Raw genomic sequence first — 20511 nt, 5'->3', positions numbered from 1 at the left:
CATCTACCCTCCTTGTACAATTAATTGGCGTTTAGCAACGATCCATAGTAACTGGATTGGGACTAATAATACTAACGACCAAAATAATTGTATGCCTAACGCTGTATAAATCTCTGCACCTACGAACCCTTCGGAAAAGATCATTGAAGGGATGTAGCTAATTGCTTGGAACGGCAAAAACATCATCACTTCCTGCGCCCATATAGGATAAAACGAAATTGGCAATAACAATCCAGAAAATAAATCTATTACTACTCGTTTTGCACGAATAAGCCCTGTATTATTTAATAGGAAGAAAGTGACAATACCAGTTAATAAATTTAGCTGCGTGTTGACAATAAAACTAAAAATGATAGATATGAGAAACAATCCCCAAACGGCCACATTACTAGAAAAAGTAATAGGGAAAACGAGCCAAATAATGAACATGCCTGGTACGGAGAAGAACAGAAGCCTGAATATCCCTTCTCCTAATCCTTGCATCGTTTTCACAGCGAGATAGTTATACGGCCTAATCATCTCAACGGCCACTTTGCCGTCTTGAATTTCCTGGGCAATTTCACGATCTATATTGTTAAAGTAGAACGCTCTTGCCATCCAAGCAATCGCCACGTATGTAGTCATTTGTGCTACGTTCATACCTTGAATCGATTCTTGCGCACCATAAATCGCTTGCCATAAAAAATAGTAAGCACCTATATTAATAGAATAAATGAGTATCCCACTATAATAGTTCGTCCGATAAGCGAGCATCATTAAAAAACGAATCCGAATCATTTCTATATACATTGTCATATTAGCCATGAGTGATTCCTTCTTCATATATATTTCGGATAATTTCTTCTGTAGACACTTGATTTATTTTTACGTCGGATATCGCATGCTCTACCATAACTACACTCATAAGCTTCGATACAACATCATCGTCACCATCGACGTTTGCAATCCAGATATGATCACGGTCCCCTTGCCTCCATCTCACTGAGAAGTCACTACTCAGCGTTTGCAAAGAGGACAGCTCAACAGCATGCTGGAATTCAAAACGTACTTCTTTTCCTTCAACCCAATTTTTTTGTAAATTATCTAAACGACCGTCATAAATGATGCTCCCTTTATCAAGCAAAACAACTCGCTCACAGAGCGCCTCAATGTCGGCTAAGTCGTGCGTTGTTAACAATATTGTCGTTTTGTATTTGCGATTAATTTCTTTAAGAAACTTTCTAATTTTCATTTTCACTAAGACGTCTAACCCAATTGTCGGCTCGTCTAAAAAGAGTAACGGCGGGTTATGAATAAGCGCAGCAGCTAGCTCACAGCGCATTCTTTGTCCGAGTGATAGCTTCCGAACTGGCTTGTCGAGTAAAGGCTCCAGCTCTAACGTTTCGATAACCTCTTTCATATGAGACTCATAGTCTTCGTCAGATACACGGTATACTTTTTTTAATAGTCGGAATGATTCCTGCACTGCAATATCCCACCAAAGCTGGGAGCGTTGTCCGAAGACGACTCCGATCGTTCGTACAAACTGCTCTCGTTCCTTATGCGGATTCATCCCATTTACCATTACTTCACCAGCAGTTGGTGTTAAAATACCTGTTAGCATTTTTATCGTCGTCGACTTACCGGCTCCATTTTCACCAATATAGCCGACCATTTCACCTTGCTTCACGTGTAGAGTGATATCATCCACCGCTCGCAATATTTTATAATTTCTAGTAAAAAGATCTCTAAAAGCACCACCTAATCCAGTTCTGCTAGAATAGGATTTAAATTCCTTTCGCAAACCTTTTACTTCAATAACGTTCATCTATGTTCCCACCTTCCATCATAAGAGGGCTCTGAAAAAATTGCTCTGTACTTTTCCTATCCCTTCATCATAACGATATAAGTATACAGATAGTGCCATCTCTCTTCAAGAATAAGTAAAGTGCGTCTCCTTGCTACGAAAAATCCCCTATATTTTAACGTTGTCTATGTCTTCATTTAGATATTAAATTAGTTCATGGTACAATGTGAAGCGTAATACATAGTAAGGAGGTACGGAAAATGAAACGTATACAATCGGAAGCGTTATACGAGGAAGCTCTAGATGTAATCTTAGGCGGCGTCAACAGTCCTTCACGATCATTTAAAGCTGTCGGTGGTGGTTCACCAATATTTATGGAAAAAGCAAAAGGTGCCTACTTTTGGGACGTCGATGGCAATAAATACATTGACTACCTTGCAGCATACGGACCTATTATCACCGGACATGCCCATCCACACATAACGAAGGCGATACAAGCAGCTGCTGAGGACGGAGTGTTATATGGCACTCCTACCGTTCACGAAAACAAGTTTGCGAATATGATTCGCGAAGCCATACCTTCAATGGAAAAAGTTCGCTTTGTTAACTCAGGAACGGAAGCCGTTATGACAACGATACGTGTAGCACGTGCTTACACAGGCCGTGATAAAATTATCAAGTTTGCCGGTTGCTATCACGGACATTCGGATCTCGTCCTTGTCGCTGCAGGGTCTGGACCTTCTACACTCGGAAATCCTGATTCTGCGGGTGTCCCTCAAAGCATTGCAAACGAAGTGATTACAGTGCCTTTTAATGACATCGATGCATTTAAAGAGGCGTTCGATCATTGGGGGGATCAAATTGCAGGGGTCCTCGTTGAACCAATCGTAGGAAACTTCGGTATCGTTGAGCCTTCTAAAGGATTTCTACAAAGCGTTAATGATATTGCCCATCAGGCAGGTGCACTTGTCATTTATGATGAAGTCATTACTGCTTTCCGCTTTATGTATGGTGGTGCCCAAAATTTACTCGATGTAGAGCCAGACATGACTGCATTAGGAAAAATCATTGGTGGCGGCTTACCAATTGGCGCATACGGAGGTAAACGAGAAATTATGGAGCAGGTTGCCCCGTTAGGACCAGCATACCAAGCTGGGACAATGGCTGGGAATCCCGCATCGATGCGCTCAGGCATAGCTTGTCTTGAAGTGTTACAGGAAAAGGGCCTATACGACCGTTTAGATGCACTCGGCCAAAAATTAGAAAAAGGAATTTTAGATGCTGCTGAGAAGCACCAAGTCCCTGTTACTGTCAACCGATTAAAGGGTGCACTTTCGATTTATTTCGGTGTTGATAAAGTGACTAATTACGAGGATGCAGAGAATAGTGACGGCGAAATGTTTGCATATTTCTTCAATGAAATGCTTAAAAATGGTATTAATTTCGCACCTTCAAAATATGAGGCCTGGTTTATTACAAGCGCTCATACTGAAGAAGATATCGATAATACTATCACCGTAGTGGAAAATGTGTTTTCATTACTTTAATTGTATAATTATTCACCTAACTATTGCAGGATATACTTTCCATTATCCTGCATTTTTTTCACCCCATCGTTTGAAAGCGTTTGCAACAGTACCCCAGCAAGCTCCAAGTATTTTCTAGCAAAAAAAACGATTGTATATCGTATCCGAAATTGTGTATAAATAATTGACCTTTCTAAAAGAAAATGTTAATATTGTAATCAATTCTGACAATTCTGTAATGAAGGGATTCGTCTCGACTTTTTGTGTGAGATTATTTCTCGTAAGTCAGGATTCGAAATATTATAAGGAGGTGACGGTCTGATTGACCAATGTTATGATGAACCAAAATAAACTAATTCAATCATTCCGTGGTGCAACTAAATTAGAGCATGATAGCTGTGGAATCGTTTCTTTTATTGAAAAAGAAGGTATTCCAACAAAAGAAAATATCGATAACACGATCAATGCTTTAGTGAAAATGAACCACCGTGCAGGATTTATTAACGAGGAAGGCGACGGTGTTGGTGTTCATATCGACGTTCCAGTTGCGCTATGGAGAAGCAAGCTTGAAGAAAAAAATGTTTCAGGCTCTCATGTTGAGGATGAAACATTCACAGTCGGTCACTTCTTTATTGATCAAAACTCAGATGTAAGTAAAGTGCATAATGAAATCAGACAGAAACTTGAACAAAAAGGATTTACATTTATTTTTCACAGTGTCGAACAGACAAACACAGATGCTCTCGGACCAATTGCGAAGAAAAATGAGCCTATCTTTTGGCAAGTTGCATTAATCAACAAAGACTTACAACCTACTAATCTTGCAGCGACACTTTTTGAACTAACTATCGACATTGAGAAAAATAACGATGTACATGTTGCTTCTTTAAGTCATGAGCACGCCGTTTACAAAGTGATGGGTGCTGGAGATATTCTACCTAGATACTATAATGACTTAGCTAACCCACTCGTAGCATCCACTGCTACTTTAGGACACAATCGCTATTCAACTAATACACTATCAAACTTTTTCCGCGTACAACCGTTCAGTGTCATCGGACATAACGGTGAAATTAACACAATTGCAAAGCTTCGTGATGAGGCAAATATGCTCGGCGTACCACTTGTAGATGGGGGCAGTGACTCTCAAGACTTAAACCGTGTTCTAGATACGTTTATTTCTAAACACGAGCTTTCGTTATTTGAAGCGATGGAAGTTGTTTTCCCTCCAATCGTGAACGAAATTAAGCATTATCCAGCACATTTACAAGACTTATACACGTATATTCGTGAAGCTTGGGGACACTTTGCACAAGGACCTGCTGGTATTATTTCTCGTTTTAAAAACGAAGCAGTATTCAGCGTAGATGCATTAGGCTTACGTCCAGTATGGATGCTTGAAACAAAAACAAGCTACAGCTTCTCCTCTGAGCAAGGGATTTTCACTTCAGACAACTACTTGACTGATCCAAAGCCTTTAGCTCCAGGTGAAAAAGTAGGCTTATTCCGTAATGAAAAAGGTACAATCGAGGTTTACTGGCACGATGAGCTTCAAGAGGAAGTATACAACCGTATGTCAACTCGTCTTTCTATCGAAGATGCTCGTAATCGTTTATCAACAAAATTAGAAACAAACGCTGAAACACTTCAATTTGAGCAAAACATCACTAACTCTGTTTACGCTGCAAACGGATGGGATAGAGAGCATATTCAGCTTATTGAGCAAATGGCTGAAAAAGGTGTAGAGCCTATCCGATCATTAGGACATGACGCACCACTTGCTGCATTACATCCAGGCAGAAAAAATATTGCTGACTTCATTAAAGAGAGCGTCGCTGTTGTAACAAATCCCGCGATTGACCGTGACCGTGAAATGGAGCATTTCTCTACACGTGTTATCATCGGGCAGCGTCCATCTTTATTTAACAAGGATGTTTTAAAAACAATCGTTCAACTAGAATCACCTGTAGTTGCTGAAGGGAAAGCTGGAAAAGCGATTGAAAAGGAATACGGACAGCCTTCTTTTGAAGGATTATTTTCCCTATACGAAAAAGCGAATGAAGCAGAAACATTAAATATGGTTCGCTTTGAAAGTGAAACAGTAGAAGAAGCTCTTGAGCGTCTCCATACACAAGCAAGTAAAGCTATTGATAATGGGAAAACGTTCCTTGTATTCAATGACGAAGGTACACACGTAGACGATAAATATTGGATTGATCCTCACTTAGCTATCTCATCTGTGGATCAAGGCTTAACGAAGGAAGAAAAAAGACGTTCATGTTCTTTCGTTCTTCGTTCAGGAAGTATCCGTTCGTTACATGACATCGCTGTGGTGTTCGGCTTAGGAGCCGATGTCGTTAACCCTTACGTCATGTTTGCTTCAGTGGTAAACGGTGACGTTGAACCAGCAGGGAAACTATACAGTGCACTGAATAAAGGTTTAGAAAAAGTGATTTCAACAATTGGTATTCATGAATTAAGAGGATACGGCCGCCTCTTCTCAGCGATGGGACTTAACGAGGAAATTTCAGATCGCTTAAATATTGTTAACTTCTTAGGTGGTAAAGACTTAGCTTATAACTTTGCATCGATGAAGGAAGACAGTGTCGCGAGAAAAGAAGAGTTCACAAACGAGAAAGCACGTCCTGGGAAAACGTTCCATATTTTCCCTCGTTTATGGAAAGCTTTAGGTGACTTAGCTTCAGGGAAATCTGACTACAGCGCCTTCCGTGAAAAGCTTGCTGAGCAAGAAGAGAAAAATCCTATTAGTATAAGACATTTAACAAACTTGAAATCAATAGAGTCTGATGTGAATGCAGACGATGTTGACGTGAGTGTTGCAAATCATAGTCTTCCATTCATGATTAGCTCTATGTCTTTCGGATCTCAAAATGAGACTGCTTTCCGTGCATATGCGGAAGCTGCAGACCGTTTGAACATGATTAGCTTCAACGGTGAAGGTGGAGAAATTAAAGATATGCTCGGTAAATATCCAAATACGCGTGGACAGCAAATTGCCTCTGGACGTTTTGGTGTTAACGTAGAGCTTCTTAACTCTTCTAATCTATTAGAAATTAAAATTGGTCAAGGTGCGAAGCCTGGTGAAGGTGGTCACTTACCTGGTTCTAAAGTAACGGAAAAGGTTGCTGCTGCTCGTAACGCAACAACTGGCTCTGACTTAATCTCACCATCTAACAACCATGACATTTATTCTATCGAGGATTTGGCACAGATTATTACAGAGATTAAAACCGCTAACGATCAAGCAAAGGTTGCTGTTAAAGTGCCAATCGTTCCAAATATCGGAACAATTGCAGTAGGTGTTGCGAAAGCTGGTGCTGACTTTATCACATTAAGTGGTTTTGACGGCGGTACTGGTGCGGCTCGTGTACACGCACTACAACACGTTGGTTTACCTGCAGAAATCGGTGTAAAAGCTGCTCACTTCGCTTTACTTGAAGCAGGACTTCGCCATAAAGTCGAGCTCTGGGCAGACGGTGGTGTGAAGAGTGCGTTAGACGCAGTGAAGCTCATGCTTCTCGGCGCTAACCGTATCGGATTCGGTACACTATCTATGATCGCTGTAGGTTGTACTGCTTGTCGTGGCTGTCACTTAGACACTTGTCACGTAGGTATTGCAACACAAATTGAATCTGAAGCACAAGCGAAAGAGCACGGTTTACGTCGTTTCGTACCACGTGAATTCGATCTTGCTGTTCACGGATTAATGAATATGTTTACTGCATTTGGTAAGGAGCTACAAGCATTAACAGCTTCTTTAGGTGTAAAGCGCACACAAGACCTTGTTGGTCGCGCTGACCTTTTAGAGCAAGTCCAAGGGCAAAACTTAATGAATCTTGAAGAGCTTCTATCTACACTTCCAGAGCAAGAGGTTGCAAACTTCTCGCCAATGCCGAAAGTAGAAAAAGAGGAGCCTCAATTAGCGCTTGCAGTTGGTGCAGAGTATCTTGATGGAAACGTTGAAGAGCTTACTACATCAAGAGAATATGAGTCCGTTACTGCTGAACAACGTGTAATTGGAAGTCGAGTTGCTTGTCACCGCGTTCGTGGTAAATTAGACGGTTCTTACCGTCAATTACCTAAAATTGACCTTAAATATACGAAAGGATCTATTTTAGGAAACGGTCTTGGTGCATATAACAGTGATGGCGTCAATATACTCATCAATGGGGGCGCACAAGACGGTGTTGGTAAAACATCGTTCGGTGGTAGCTTTAAGATTTTTAAAGCAAAAGGTCGTTACGGCCAATATTTAAATGGTTCTGTCGGTAAAGGTGCAGGTTACGGTGCACAAAAAGGACTATTTATCATTCAAGGTAACGCTGATGCTCGTGCTGGTATTCGTCTTTCTGGCGCTGACATGATCTTCGGTGGAAGGTTAACGAAGCCACTCCAAGAAGGTCGTCGCCACAACATCGGTATTCACGCAAACTTAAAAGGTTTTGCTTTTGAATATATGACAAATGGTAGAGGATTAGTTTTAGGTGACCCTGGTCCATGGATTTGTGCTGGTATGACTGGTGGTGTCGTCTACTTACGACACGATCCAGAAATGGGCTTAGACGAAAAAGCACTTAACGCACGAATTGCAAAAGGTGCAAAAGTAAGTTTAGAAAACCTATCAGATACTGGCATAAGCGATGTAAAAGAGCTTTTAACGACGTATCTTGAAGAGTTGAAAAACCAAGAACAAGATGAGGAAGTAGCTGTAATTGAGAAGCTTCTAGCCGATCCAACAGCACACTTTAAGCAAGTAGTTCCTGTGAAACTACAAGCAGACCCATCTGTATCAACAGAATAATTAGACCAACATGGCAGAATCTCATTGAGACTCTGCCATGTTTTTTGTTTTTATAAAGGGCACTGAAAAAGGCCAACCCTTGAGTGCACTGAAAAAGTAAAAAACATGATTGTATCCGGTATTCATATTCTATAATTTAAAGACGAATTGATGAGACTGGAGCAAGAGAGGTAACTGTCTCTTCCTCTACGAGCATACGCTTTGGAGCGTATCCGTAACTGTATGAGCATATAGAGAAATTATGCAAGGGGTAAAATGCTGATAGAACAGCTGTATGAGCATATAGAGAGATGCCAAAAGAGATAAAGTGCCGATAGTGCAGCGTCGGACAACTCGAAGCTTCATCAAATAAGCGACGCTCGTTCCTTTAAAAAAGTAAGTCAGGATGAGACACTGCAGAGTGAGGCTATATGCAGCTTCCCGACTCTCCACGGAAAGCGAGTTTGCGCATGTCTCATCAACTTCTATGTTCAAATGACTTTATATTTTATTTGACACCCCTTTCAATCTACGGACTTTTTCAGTGTCCTTAAAGAACACCACTCTTCCAGTGGCCTCCGTCCCTTCCCTTTCTTGATATATAGTACAATGGCAATTGTGCTCCAATATTGCAATATAATGAGTAAAATGGCAATTTTGTTTATCTTTTAGGCGAAAATGGTAAAAGACTATAGATAAGGGATCCTTTTATTTTAAAAATAGGCTTGATTGTTTTTCAAAACAGGTGTATATTACGTACGACTCTACAAGTTGGAATGATTCTGGCATTCGTTTCATATGATAACTTGTCTTTGAAATCATTATATTTTTCAGAAGGAAAGGATTTTTGACTACCATGAGGCTAGGAGCCCGTATTTTTAAAACAGGATTGGCTGTAACGTTAGCGCTTTATGTAGCGATGTGGATTGGTTATCCTTCGATAGCCTTCGCAGGTCTTGCTGCATTCCTTGCTGTTCAGCCTTCTATTCATAAAAGCTTTCTACTAATTTGGGATCAAATACAAGCGAACGTTGTTAGTGCGTTTTTAGCCATCGTTTTCGTGTTAACATTTGGTCACGAACCTTTTGTCGTCGGTGTTGTCATTATGCTCGTCATCGCGATTCATATTCGTTTTAACAAGGAAGCAATCATTCCATTAGCAGTTGTAACTGCGATTGCGATTATGGGTACACCAACAGATGATTTTATTACATTTGCCACAGACAGATTTCTGCTAATTATTATTGGCGTACTGTCAGCATTTATTGTCAATCTCATTTTCTTACCGCCAAAGCACGAAAATTTACTATATCACAAAATCGTCTCTACAAACGAGCAAATCATTCAATGGATTCGTTTATTAGCTCGGCACGAAGCTGACCATCGTACGTTAAAAAAGGATATTGGAAAACTAAAGGAATCATTGTTCAAAATAGAAAACACCTTTCAGCTTTATAAGGAAGAACGAAATTATTTAAGAAAAAATGAATATGCTCGTCTTAGAAAGGTCGTCTTGTTTCGTCAAATGATCGCTAGCACAAATAAAGCCATTAGCATTTTAAAAAGTATTAGTAAATATGAAAACACAATTCACCAATTTCCCGATGAGATGCAGGACTTAATAAAAGAGCAACTTGAATATTTAACGAACTATCATGAACGTATTTTGCTGAAGTATACAGGTAAAGTGCGGGCTACAAATGATGAGGTAAATAACGAGGTTTCAGTAGGAAAGCAGCAGCTCACAGATACGTTCCTTATTTTTTATGAGGACCCTGAAACGAACCGCGCTGATTGGACGAACTCTATTCCAATCGTCGCCCTCATTATTGAGTATAGCGATGAGCTCGCTCATTTAGATCAACTCGTCGATGGCTTCTTTAAATACCATCGCGATAAAAATGCAGTAAATGTTTCGGAAAAACAATTATAGATCGTCTAGCAAAAAAAAGAGGGAGACTCACAGGTTCATTTATACCTACTTGAGTCTCCCTTACTTATTTGTTTTCCCTGTACCTTTTATTTCAATTGCTGTACTTGGAATAGATTATAATATGCCCCCTGCTGACTCATTAGCACGTCATGGCTTCCCATTTCTACTAATCGGCCATTTTCTATAACGATGATTTTGTCTGCATGCGTGATCGTTGAAAGACGATGTGCGACAATAAACGTTGTACGGTTTTCTGCTAGTGTAAATAATGATTGCTGTATTAAGTGTTCGCTCTCTAAGTCTAAAGAGCTCGTTGCTTCGTCAAATATAAGTATTTCTGGGCTTTTTAAAAACACTCTAGCAATAGCAATACGCTGTTTTTGTCCACCAGAAAGCTTCACTCCACGCTCCCCTATATTCGTCTCGTAGCCATCCTTTAAATTCATAATGAAGTCATGGGCATTCGCGGCTTTTGCAGCTGCAACGACCTCTTCGTCTGTCGCGTCTGGATTACCCATCAATATATTAAACTTTACAGATTCACTAAAAATGACATTATCTTGTAAAACCATACCGATACGGTCGCGTAATGACCTTACTTTATAATCACGAATATCCTTCCCATCAATGACAATTCGACCGCTCGTTACATCATAAAAACGTGGAATTAAGCTCATAATGGTACTTTTTCCACCACCACTCATTCCAACAATGGCAATCGTCTCTCCTCTTTCTGCACGGAAGCTTACGTCGTGTAGCACATTTTCGTCATCGTCATAGCTAAAACTTACACGATCAAAAATGACCTCACCTTGAGGGAATTGATATGGAACAGCACCCTCTTTATCCTCGATATCATATTTCTCGTCTACAAGCTCAAATACTCGATCCATCGATGCAATGGATTGCGTTAATGTCGTCGACGAATTGACGAGTCTACGTAAAGGATTATAAAGACGATCCATGTATGTGACAAAGGCAACCATCGTACCGATTGTCAAATTGCCTTGGATGACGAGCGCTGCCGCAACCCCAATAACTAGAATTGGAGCGATATCTGTTAGCGTGTTAATTACAGCAAACGTTTTTGCATTCCAGCGTGTATGATCAAGTGCTTTCGTTAAAAAATTGTTATTTCTTTTGTCAAAAATTTTCTGTTCATGATCTTCTAGTGCAAAGCTTCGAATGACATTCATCCCTTGTAATCTTTCATGAAGGTGGCTCTGCACTTCAGCTAGTGCTTGAGAGCGACGGCGCGTCAAGTCTCTTAAACGACTATAAAAATATTTAATAGATGCCCCGTAAAACGGAAGTAGTGCAATAGCGACGAGTGTTAAAATAGGATCTAGAGTTAACATAATAATAATTGCAACGATAATCGTAAACATATCCAACCAAATGTTCATCATACCCGTTATAATAAAGTTCTTCGTTTGTTCTACATCATGAACAACCCTCGATATTACTTCCCCAGTTTTACGATTAGAGTAAAACTTTAAGCTAAGCTTTTGTAAATGGGAAAAAAGCTGATCACGAATATCATACAATATTCTACTCCCTGTCCACTGTGCGAAATATTGACGAAAATACTCTACTGGCGGGCGAACAACGATAAATACAAATAAGACAATACCCATAAGCCAATATAATGATGTCATTTTTTCATTAGAGGTTAACGCTTCTGCACCAATAATATCATCGATGACGTACTTCAAAATGAGGGGAATAAGAAGTGGTATACCAAATTTCAATATCCCTATTGCAACCGTAACAATAATTTGTTTCCAATACGGCTTAACAAAAACTAAATAACGCTTTATACTATCCAATAAAATACACCTCTATATACAATAAATATTTCATAAGCGCTTGTCTTAAAAAAAGCTCTTTTTTCTGAAGTGAAATTCAACAACAAAGTTTAACATAGCCTAAAAAAAGAAAGAGACGGTTGTATAAACCGCGCTCTATATGTTATTAATAATATAAAATAAGAAGCGCTTCATCTTTCCGTTTTTAATTAACGGTATTGTAAAAAGCGCTCGTACCAATATTCAACAAAGCCTGGCTCGAATGGGCCTTTTTTCTGTGTAATCCATGAAATTAATTCATCCACACTTCTTCTTAAAATAATCTCCACTTCTTCAGGGTAGTTCATTTGTTGCTTATGTAAAGTAAATTCATCTTCATCTAACAGCTTGTACGTTTTGTCAGGAAAAACTTTTATATCTAAGTCATAATCAATGTATTTTAATGCTTCCTCATCATATGTAAATGGAGTGCCTAGATTGCAATAATAGTATATACCGTCATTCCTTAGCATGCCGATGACATTAAACCAATGGTCTGCTGTAAAATAACAAATTGCTGGTTCACGGGTTCGCCATTGACGTCCGTCAGATTCTTGTACCATTATTCGATCATTTCCTCCAATAACTTCATGAGAAGTCCCTTTTAAAATGATTGTCTCTTCCCAGACACGATGAAGTATTCCATTATGTTTATAGCTCTGTACAATGATATTACTACCTGTTTGGGGAAATCTCACTGTCCTTCTCCTTTCACTGTTCTATTTTGGAGCTCTATGTGTAACCATACGATCTTGCGGGTGTAAATATAGTTTAAACGGTGGCTTTTCAGTTAAATAATGCTTTAGCTTCTGAAAATTTACTTTTCTCTCTGGATCACCTGTTGTAATAGGTTCCTCGCCGTTCTCTAAAATGTATTGATCACAAGCAATTTGACAAAGGTCAATGTATTTAGGATAGTCCTTTTCCTCGAAAATCTCAAATGTTTCTTTAGACATATAAAAAGGTCGATCAGGTTTTCCACCCAAATAAGAATATAACGCCTCAAAATCAATTTCATTGTTATCTAAGACAATACTTCGAAGTGAGATCCCTTTCTGCATATTATTTGCATACTTGTTCACAGCCGCTCTAACCTCATCAATAGTAACAGTGACGATTTTCTCTTCTCTTTTTTCTTCTTGAGTATCCCCATTTTTCTTCCTTTTTTTAAAAAACATAGAAAACCTCCGTTTAGATAGACTAATCCTTCATTTTCTATGGACAACACATTCTTAAAACATATCCATCTTCATTATACTATTGATTACCCTCTTTTTAAAATCATTCGACAAATAATAAACTTTTTTTCTAGAAAAAGTTTGAAAACGAAAGTGGCCACTAGGACGAGTTACTTTTAAAGAGAGGATGTGAGGATGTGGATGTCACGAGCAGGCGACCGTGTTGTTGCAATCTTAGCTTTAAGATCTTTTATGATTGCTGATGGTAAGATAGCGCGGCCATCTTACCTTTACTAGTCTTTTTCTTTGCTCTAGGGCAGATGGCGCCCTCCCATCTTACCTTCACACACTTTCCCCTGCGCTCAAGGGCAGATTACACTCCATAAAAATAAAGCCCCTTATTCCGTATTGGAAAAGGGGCTTTATGTTCGAACTAAAGGCTAAACAGGATTACTGTTGTTGACCTTTAGAAGATGCTTGCTGCTTACGTTGAGCAGATTGTTGGTTTTGTTGACGCACTTGTTGTGCATCAGTTTCGCTAGCAAATTCAAAGTTTTGGCTTTGCCCTTGAGCAGATTGCTGGTTCTGCTGACGTACTTTTTGTGCATTTGTTTTAGATGCATTGTTGTTTGCCATTTGTATCACCTCCACAGAAATTATAATTTCCTAGGAGGTTTTTTTTATCCTCATTTTTTTTAATACTTTACCTGACTAAAAAATGGGAAAAGGACTTTCATTATGTTAATAAAGATATTCCGCCGTCAACGATAATGGTTTGTCCACAAATCATTTTTGCTTGTGGTGATAATAAAAATAATACTGCATCGGCTAAGTCGTCTGGTTCGACAATTCGACCTGCTGGCGTACGGTTACTAGCATCTTGCAGCAGTTCTTCACGGTTTGGAAAATGCGTTAATGCGTCCGTATCAACTGCACCTCCGGAGACGGCATTGACACGAATGTTCTTCGGAGCAAGCTCCACTGCTAAGTATCGCGTCAATGCTTCCACAGCAGCCTTTGATACACCAACAGTCGTATAGTTTTTCAAATACCTTTGCGCCCCTAAAGAACTTAAACTAACGATAGCCCCACCAGTACCTTGTTTTTCCATTCGTTCCGCAGCTAGCTGTGAACAGAATAGCATTCCTTTGTTGTTAATATTTATTGTCCAATCCCAATGACTTTCTTCAAGCTCCATTATCGGCCGCAATACGCCCGATGCTGCATTGTTAACGAGCACATCAAGGCGGCCGAAGTGCTCATCAATTTGTTTGAACATGTCTTCCACTTTATCCTTTTTTGCTATATTTGCTTTTATTGACAATACATCGGCACCAAGCTCTCGCAGCTCCGCTTCCGTTTCCTCAGCATTGCTTCGACTTCGAGCGTAATTTAGTACAATGTCATAGCCTTCTTTCGCCAATTTCAATGCAATTTTTTTACCGATGCCTCGACTACTTCCTGTAATGAGTGCTACTTTCCTTTCATTCACTTTAATCCCTCGTTTCAAAAGTTGATCGAAAAACTTCACAAGTATTCCATATTTCCAAACCATTATATCGAATATCTACAGTTAACTCTAGAGAAACTAAAGATACAGCTTCGCTTAAGGAGGGCTAAGTATGTATGTCGGTCGAGATTTTACAGAGCTATCGATGTTACCAAAACAAGAATGGACAGATAAAGAGTTAGCATATTTTCACCGTAATTTCCAACAAGTCGTTCCTTATTTAAATGCAGAAGGTGTTTCAATTCATAAAGATATCGTCAATGAATTAATTGACCGCGGTGGATTAATGCACACAGAAGCAACTTGGACGAGTGGAACAAGAATACATTTTGAATAAAGAGTGTTATTTTTTCAATCGCCCATTAAAATAATAATAAAGACATTGATAAGGGAGAGATAACATGAAGGCGGTTGTCTATCGAGAATATGGGGATCCTAGTGTTTTAAAGGTAGAAGACGTGGAAAAGCCAGCAGTAAAGCGAAGTGACGTTTTAATAAAGGTGGAGGCAAGTGCGGTAAATCCAGTGGACACTTACTTTCGCAAAGGGATTCGGCAAGTTAAGGAATTTCCTCACATTCCTCATTTTGATGTAAGTGGTACGATTGTTGAACTTGGCGAAGATGTTGATTATTTGAAAAAGGGAATGAGGGTGTGGGCAACGAACATCAGTGGGACTTGTGCTGAATTTGTTACTGCACAAGCAGATGCTGTTTTCCCATTACCTTTATCTGCATCCTTTGTGGAAGGCGCCGCACTTGCGATGCCTTTTATGACTGCACACTTAGCTTTACACTATCGAGCAAACGTTTCACCAGGTGAGTGCGTGTTAGTTTATGGTGGTGCTGGAGCAGTAGGAAACGCAGCGATTCAACTCGCGAAAAGGGCAGGAGCAAAGGTTATTGCTACTGCTAGTAATGAGGAAAAGAGCGATATTTGTTTAAAAGCCGGCGCAAACAACGTCATCTTATATAAAAAGGAAGATATCGTTGAAACAGTGCAGCAGCTTACGAACAATAGCGGCCTTGACGTCATTTTAGATATGTCAGTAAGTGACAATCTCGAGAATGACTTATTGATGGTGAAAACCGGTGGGCGTATCGTTACTATTGGTTCGCCAAACAATAATACACCAGAGCTTCCGTGGAGATTATTAAACACAAAGCATGCGTCATTATTAGGTGTGTTATTATTTACTGCACCATCGTTAGAGCTAAAGAGAGCTGGGGATGAAATAAGCAGCCTTCTCCAGCAACAAACAATTACTGCTCTTGTTGGAGCTACATATTCATTTGAAGAAGCATCCAAAGCACATCATGCGTTAGAGAACAATGTATATAACGGAAGTATCGTTTTAACACCATAGAAAATAAGTTAATAACAGCTTCACAGGGCGAGCTGTTATCAACTTATTGTAAAATCTCTTTAAGACAAAAATATTGCACCATACAAAAGTCCGCCGACTATGACAAATGCTGGATGGACTTTTTTCTTTTCCATTAAAAAATATGAGGCTGCGATTATTATAATTGTATGGATCCAACCACTTTCGATATAAGACGTTTCTAGAAAACGGAATGTGAGTACGCCAAGTAAGACGGCAATCGTCGGTCTAACAATACTTGATAATAATTTTACCTTCGGTGAATCTTTATAACGATGTAGGATGCCTAGCAAAGCTACCATTAAAATGAGCGAAGGTGCAATAGTGGCAAAAAGACCGACGCCTGCTCCTAAAATGCCAGCTTGCTCATATCCAATGTAGCCAGCCAATTTAGTTGCGATTGGACCTGGCAACGTATTACCTAAAGCTAGGACTTCACCAAATTCTTCTACTGTCATCCATTCGTACCTGTTTACTACTTCATGCTCAATTAGCGGAATGCTAGCTGGACCCCCACCGTACCCTAATACATTTGGAAGGAAAAAGGCTAGGAAGATTTCAACATAAATCATGATGACTCCCCCTTCTCTTTTTCATCGAGAGGTACTTTCGTCTTTTTTAATAATGCAAAAAGAATGAGTGCTCCGATGACAAAACCAGGATGGAGACCGATAATACTAATGAAAATAACAGAGAAAATGATGAGTGCAATAGATATGAGCCAACCAAAATCTTTTGTTGATTTTTTAACAAAGCCATACGTTAAAGTTGCCATCATGACAGCGACTACTGGAATGACCCCGTGTGTCATTCCGTGAACCCAAGGCTGATCTCGATAGGAAGCTAAATAAGTAAACAGTAATATTAAAAGGACAACAGTTGGAATAACAGATGCAATGAGTGCGTTGACCATCCCTACTACTCCAGCTACTCGAAACCCTAAATAGCCTGCCATTTTAGTTGCAATTGGGCCTGGTAACGTATTTCCAATCGCTAAAATGTCAGAGAACTCTTCATCTGTCATCCATTTATATTTTTCTACAACTTCCTTTTGAAAAAGGGGAATGGAGGATGGTCCTCCTCCAAATCCGAGCAAACCAACTCTAAGAAAAGCAAAAAATATATCTTTTTGTATCATCTTTATACTCCTTATTACCTTTAATAAACAGCAATGGCACCATCTGTTCGAGATTCTGTTCCACCAGCAAGCACACCTGTTTTAGGATCTCTCCAAATGATTTGACCACGACCGAAGCTACCTGATTGATGTGTTACTTGAATGTGATGCCCCATTGCCGAAAGGGAGGTTGCGAGGTGATTCGGAACTGTCTGCTCCAATAATACTTGCTTATCCTTCATCCATTGCCACCTTGGTGCATCAAGTGCTGCCTGCGGATTCAAGCCAAAGTCAATGGTGTTCATCACAACTTGCATATGACCTTGTGGCTGCATAAATCCACCCATCACACCGAAAGGACCAATTGCTTCATTTCCTTTAGTAAGGAATCCTGGAATAATCGTATGATACGTTCTCTTCCCTGGCTTTAAAGCATTATCATGGTTAGGATCTAGGCTAAAGTTGTGCCCTCTGTTCTGCAGTGAAATCCCTGTACCTGGTACGACGAGACCAGAGCCGAAGCCCATATAATTACTTTGAATGAAAGAAACCATATTTCCTTCTTCGTCTGCAGTAGCTAAGTACACTGTTCCACCTTTTGGCGGCTCTCCTGCAGTTGGTGTAATTGCTTCTGAACCAATCAACTCTCGTCTTGATTGGCTATAGCTATCACTTAGTAATGCGTCAACTGTTGTACTCATTTCTTTATCTTCTGTAATATATTTTTCTCCATCAGCGAAAGCGAGCTTCATTGCTTCAATCTGCTTATGGAATGTAGTGGCATCATCTCGCGCTGCAAACGTATCATTTTTCAACATGTTAAGTGCCATTAGTGCAATAAGCCCTTGTCCATTTGGAGGAATTTCCCACACGTCATAGCCTTTGTAATTAACGCTAATTGGCTTCACCCATTCAGGGTTAAACGAAGCCAAGTCATTCTTTGTTAAATATCCACCGTATTTTTGAGAAAAAGCATCGATTTTTTCTGCAAGTTCTCCCGTATAGAAAGCTTCAGCATTCGTTTCTGCGATTGCTTCTAATGTTGTGGCATGCCCTTCAGACTTCCAAATGTCTCCTGCTTCAGGTGCTTTTCCTCCTGGTGCGAACGTTTCAAACCAGCTATCAAATTCACTGCCTTCTAGCAATTTAGTATATGCTTCTGCACCACGCTTCCAAAAATGCGCAAGTGTTGGACTTAATGGATATCCTTCTCTCGCATAGTTAATTGCAGGCGCTAACGCTTCTTTTAAGGAGAGCTTACCGAATCTTTTTGAAAGCTCTGCCCAGGCAGCAGGTACGCCTGGAACCGTAACCGGAATCCAACCGAATTTAGGTATTTCATCTATTCCGCGCTCTTTTAATTTTTCAATAGAAATAGAAGCAGGTGCTGGCCCACTAGCATTTAGTCCATGCAGCTCCCCCTTCGTCCACACTAGTGCAAACGCGTCGCCTCCAATGCCGTTAGAGGTTGGCTCGACAACTGTTAAGCATGCCGCTGTAGCGATCGCCGCATCAATTGCGTTTCCACCTTTCTTTAATATATCTAATCCAGCTTGAGCAGCTAATGGCTGCGATGTTGCAACCATGCCTTTTTTACCGTATGTAACCATTCGCTGTGATGAATATGGATAATGAGAACTATTAAATGTAACCAATGATTTACCTCCTCGTTTTCTCTTAATATACACGTATACATGCCGTTTACTCGCTAGTATTAAAACAATCACAATCTTTTTCAGCACGAATCCTTATATATATTAACATATTTCGAGTTACGAAGGGTATAGTTAAGTTGGTAGGTGCACATTTAATTGAGGTTCAGCTCGACATCATTTGCTTTATCAATCTTTGTGCAAAAATAATGAGCACGGGGATGAACATAGATAGGGATAAAAACATGAAAAATGTATTAATATTAAAGTATTGGCTGTTAACGTGTATAGATAAAAAAGAAGTGATTTGGTCTATATAGTCGTAATCCACCGTAAGGAATTCCTCGTAATACACATCCTGCAACAGTTTCTTATAATTTCTAAATGCATATATTTGATAGACTAGACCTACAAGCAAATGCGCTACTATAGCGATAACCATATAGACTAAACTTTTTGATTGATGCGTTACTTGCGTAAAGAATTTATACGAAAAATATATGAAGAAACAAAATAGAGGTACTAATAGCATCATCAATATGATGGCTGGATTGCCGTTCCCCGAAGTATCACCTGGTGATGAACCCATTACATTAATTAAAAAGAAAAAAAGAGCAGTTAATAGAATAGCAATGACGAGTGGCAAATATAGCTTCTTCAAATCACGAACCCCTCCAGTACTCGTTTTTTCACAACAATGGTAAATATTGTTTTCACTCTAATCTAAATATATCATAGCGTCTTCGCCCTGAGTATTAGTGTTTGTTGTATGTGATGAAGAAGTGTTTTAATGAATTTTTGGTTGGATTTTCACTCTCTTATCGGTAATTTATCGATTTTTTTCCTTGCTTATGTGTTCTGAGCACTGCTCTATCGGCACTTTAACTATTTTACTTCTTCTCTATATGCTCTAAGAAACACTCTAACAACACTAACACTCTCGTTTTTCTTCTCATGCTATTACAACAAACCTCTATACTCTATATCTAGAACTAAGAGACTAGATACCTAGTTACTAAGTAACAATATTTTTTTCTGATTATTCACACTACTCCATTCTGTTTTTGGTATAATTTTTACTATAAAACAAATAGGGGTGATACAGTGGAAACAGCTACAAAAGATCGTTCGATAACTCATGCTCATACGGGTGAGGTTATAACATTTTTGGAAAATGCAAAAGAGACAAATGGTGAATACCTACTTATCGAGGTAAATCTTCCACCTGGTGGAGAAGGGCCACCTCTTCATTATCACTTAGAATTTGAAGAAGAGTTTGAAGGGGTAAAAGGGCAATTATTTGTCATCCGAGGGAAAGAAGAGCATGTCATAAATCCAGGAGAAAAAGTAACTGTTCCAAAAGAAACGCACCACTTATTTAAAAACGCATCAGATACTGAGCCTGTTACTTTCCGAGTAAAACTAACACCACCACATAAATTTGAAGAATCTATGCGAATAGCCTATGGACTTGCTGCAGACGGAAAGATTAGCAAAAAGGGGAAGTTTGATAACATGTTGCACGCTGTCGTCATTCTAAATATGCAGGATACTAGATTAGTGAAAATGCCATTTTTCGTTCGATTCCTATTTAATAGAATGGCTAAAAAAGCCCAAAAGCAAGGCATAGAAGAATTACTCATTAAAGAATATATTCAGGATGGAACTGAATAGGATAAGAAGCAGTCTTTTTTAGTTCACTCGATATGTTCTTGGGTGAAAAAATTATTTTCTTATTTATACTTATCTTTTTAAAAAAACACTTATAGCGGTCTTTAT

Annotated in this window: 17 protein-coding genes; 6 read left to right on the top strand and 11 right to left on the bottom strand. The window is 39.4% G+C overall.

Annotation, left to right across the window (positions count from 1 at the left end; genetic code table 11):
• Positions 1 to 3 precede the first annotated feature (3 nt).
• Entirely contained in the window at positions 4 to 795 is a 792-nt protein-coding gene (locus BCELL_RS04980) for an ABC transporter permease (RefSeq protein ID WP_041808630.1), read from the bottom strand.
• Position 796: 1 nt separating this feature from the next.
• A complete protein-coding gene (locus BCELL_RS04975; RefSeq protein WP_013487601.1) occupies positions 797 to 1807 on the bottom strand; it encodes an ABC transporter ATP-binding protein in 1011 nt (336 codons plus the stop codon).
• Positions 1808 to 2046: 239 nt separating this feature from the next.
• Here BCELL_RS04975 and BCELL_RS04970 point away from each other — a divergent pair, with 239 nt between their 5' ends.
• The 3 genes from BCELL_RS04970 (at position 2047) to BCELL_RS04960 (ending at position 10046) form a co-directional block, all read left to right on the top strand.
• Complete coding sequence (locus BCELL_RS04970) at positions 2047 to 3333, top strand: glutamate-1-semialdehyde 2,1-aminomutase (RefSeq protein ID WP_013487600.1); 1287 nt, start codon at positions 2047 to 2049, stop codon at positions 3331 to 3333.
• A gap of 316 nt (positions 3334 to 3649) precedes the next feature.
• A complete protein-coding gene (locus BCELL_RS04965) occupies positions 3650 to 8134 on the top strand; it encodes a glutamate synthase-related protein (protein ID WP_041808628.1) in 4485 nt (1494 codons plus the stop codon).
• 835 nt (positions 8135 to 8969) lie between these two features.
• Positions 8970 to 10046 (top strand): FUSC family protein, encoded by a 1077-nt coding sequence (locus tag BCELL_RS04960; RefSeq protein ID WP_041808626.1) that lies wholly within the window; start codon positions 8970 to 8972, stop codon positions 10044 to 10046.
• An 86-nt stretch (positions 10047 to 10132) separates the two neighbouring features.
• Here BCELL_RS04960 and BCELL_RS04955 read toward each other — a convergent pair whose 3' ends face one another.
• The 5 genes from BCELL_RS04955 to fabL all read right to left on the bottom strand — a co-directional run bounded on the left by BCELL_RS04955 (position 10133) and on the right by fabL (position 14563).
• Positions 10133 to 11875, bottom strand: coding sequence for an ABC transporter ATP-binding protein (locus BCELL_RS04955; protein WP_013487597.1), 1743 nt, complete (start codon positions 11873 to 11875; stop codon positions 10133 to 10135).
• Between the two features lie 188 nt (positions 11876 to 12063).
• The gene (gene ntdP, locus BCELL_RS04950; protein ID WP_013487596.1) at positions 12064 to 12591 is read right to left on the bottom strand and encodes a nucleoside tri-diphosphate phosphatase; all 528 of its coding nucleotides are present in this window, start codon (positions 12589 to 12591) and stop codon (positions 12064 to 12066) included.
• 21 nt (positions 12592 to 12612) lie between these two features.
• Entirely contained in the window at positions 12613 to 13071 is a 459-nt protein-coding gene (locus BCELL_RS04945; protein WP_013487595.1) for a DUF3939 domain-containing protein, read from the bottom strand.
• Between the two features lie 450 nt (positions 13072 to 13521).
• Positions 13522 to 13707 carry a gamma-type small acid-soluble spore protein gene (locus BCELL_RS04940; protein ID WP_013487593.1) on the bottom strand — a complete coding sequence of 62 codons (186 nt, stop codon included), beginning with the start codon at positions 13705 to 13707 and terminating at the stop codon, positions 13522 to 13524.
• A gap of 100 nt (positions 13708 to 13807) precedes the next feature.
• Positions 13808 to 14563, bottom strand: coding sequence for an enoyl-[acyl-carrier-protein] reductase FabL (fabL, locus tag BCELL_RS04935; protein ID WP_013487592.1), 756 nt, complete (start codon positions 14561 to 14563; stop codon positions 13808 to 13810).
• 130 nt (positions 14564 to 14693) lie between these two features.
• On the opposite strand from fabL, the gene BCELL_RS04930 reads away from it, so the two are divergent.
• The gene (locus tag BCELL_RS04930; protein WP_013487591.1) at positions 14694 to 14918 is read left to right on the top strand and encodes a hypothetical protein; all 225 of its coding nucleotides are present in this window, start codon (positions 14694 to 14696) and stop codon (positions 14916 to 14918) included.
• Between the two features lie 64 nt (positions 14919 to 14982).
• The gene (locus tag BCELL_RS04925; RefSeq protein ID WP_013487590.1) at positions 14983 to 15945 is read left to right on the top strand and encodes an NADPH:quinone reductase; all 963 of its coding nucleotides are present in this window, start codon (positions 14983 to 14985) and stop codon (positions 15943 to 15945) included.
• Between the two features lie 59 nt (positions 15946 to 16004).
• Here BCELL_RS04925 and BCELL_RS04920 read toward each other — a convergent pair whose 3' ends face one another.
• The 4 genes from BCELL_RS04920 to BCELL_RS04905 all read right to left on the bottom strand — a co-directional run bounded on the left by BCELL_RS04920 (position 16005) and on the right by BCELL_RS04905 (position 19393).
• On the bottom strand, positions 16005 to 16535 hold the full coding sequence (locus BCELL_RS04920) for a chromate transporter (protein ID WP_013487589.1): 531 nt from the start codon (positions 16533 to 16535) through the stop codon (positions 16005 to 16007).
• Entirely contained in the window at positions 16532 to 17101 is a 570-nt protein-coding gene (locus BCELL_RS04915) for a chromate transporter (protein WP_013487588.1), read from the bottom strand. The genes BCELL_RS04920 and BCELL_RS04915 overlap by 4 nt, the downstream gene beginning before the upstream one ends.
• Before the next feature lie 20 nt (positions 17102 to 17121).
• On the bottom strand, positions 17122 to 18735 hold the full coding sequence (locus BCELL_RS04910; protein WP_013487587.1) for a gamma-glutamyltransferase family protein: 1614 nt from the start codon (positions 18733 to 18735) through the stop codon (positions 17122 to 17124).
• 163 nt (positions 18736 to 18898) lie between these two features.
• A complete protein-coding gene (locus BCELL_RS04905) occupies positions 18899 to 19393 on the bottom strand; it encodes a hypothetical protein (RefSeq protein WP_013487586.1) in 495 nt (164 codons plus the stop codon).
• Between the two features lie 443 nt (positions 19394 to 19836).
• Between BCELL_RS04905 and BCELL_RS04900 the strand changes: the two genes are divergently transcribed.
• Entirely contained in the window at positions 19837 to 20406 is a 570-nt protein-coding gene (locus BCELL_RS04900; RefSeq protein WP_013487585.1) for a cupin domain-containing protein, read from the top strand.
• Positions 20407 to 20511 lie beyond the last annotated feature (105 nt).

Origin of the sequence: Evansella cellulosilytica DSM 2522 (assembly GCF_000177235.2) — a bacterium.
GTDB lineage: Bacteria > Bacillota > Bacilli > Bacillales > Salisediminibacteriaceae > Evansella > Evansella cellulosilytica.
Note: the sequence above shows the minus strand (reverse complement) of the source record. Positions and strands in the feature narration are given on the sequence as shown.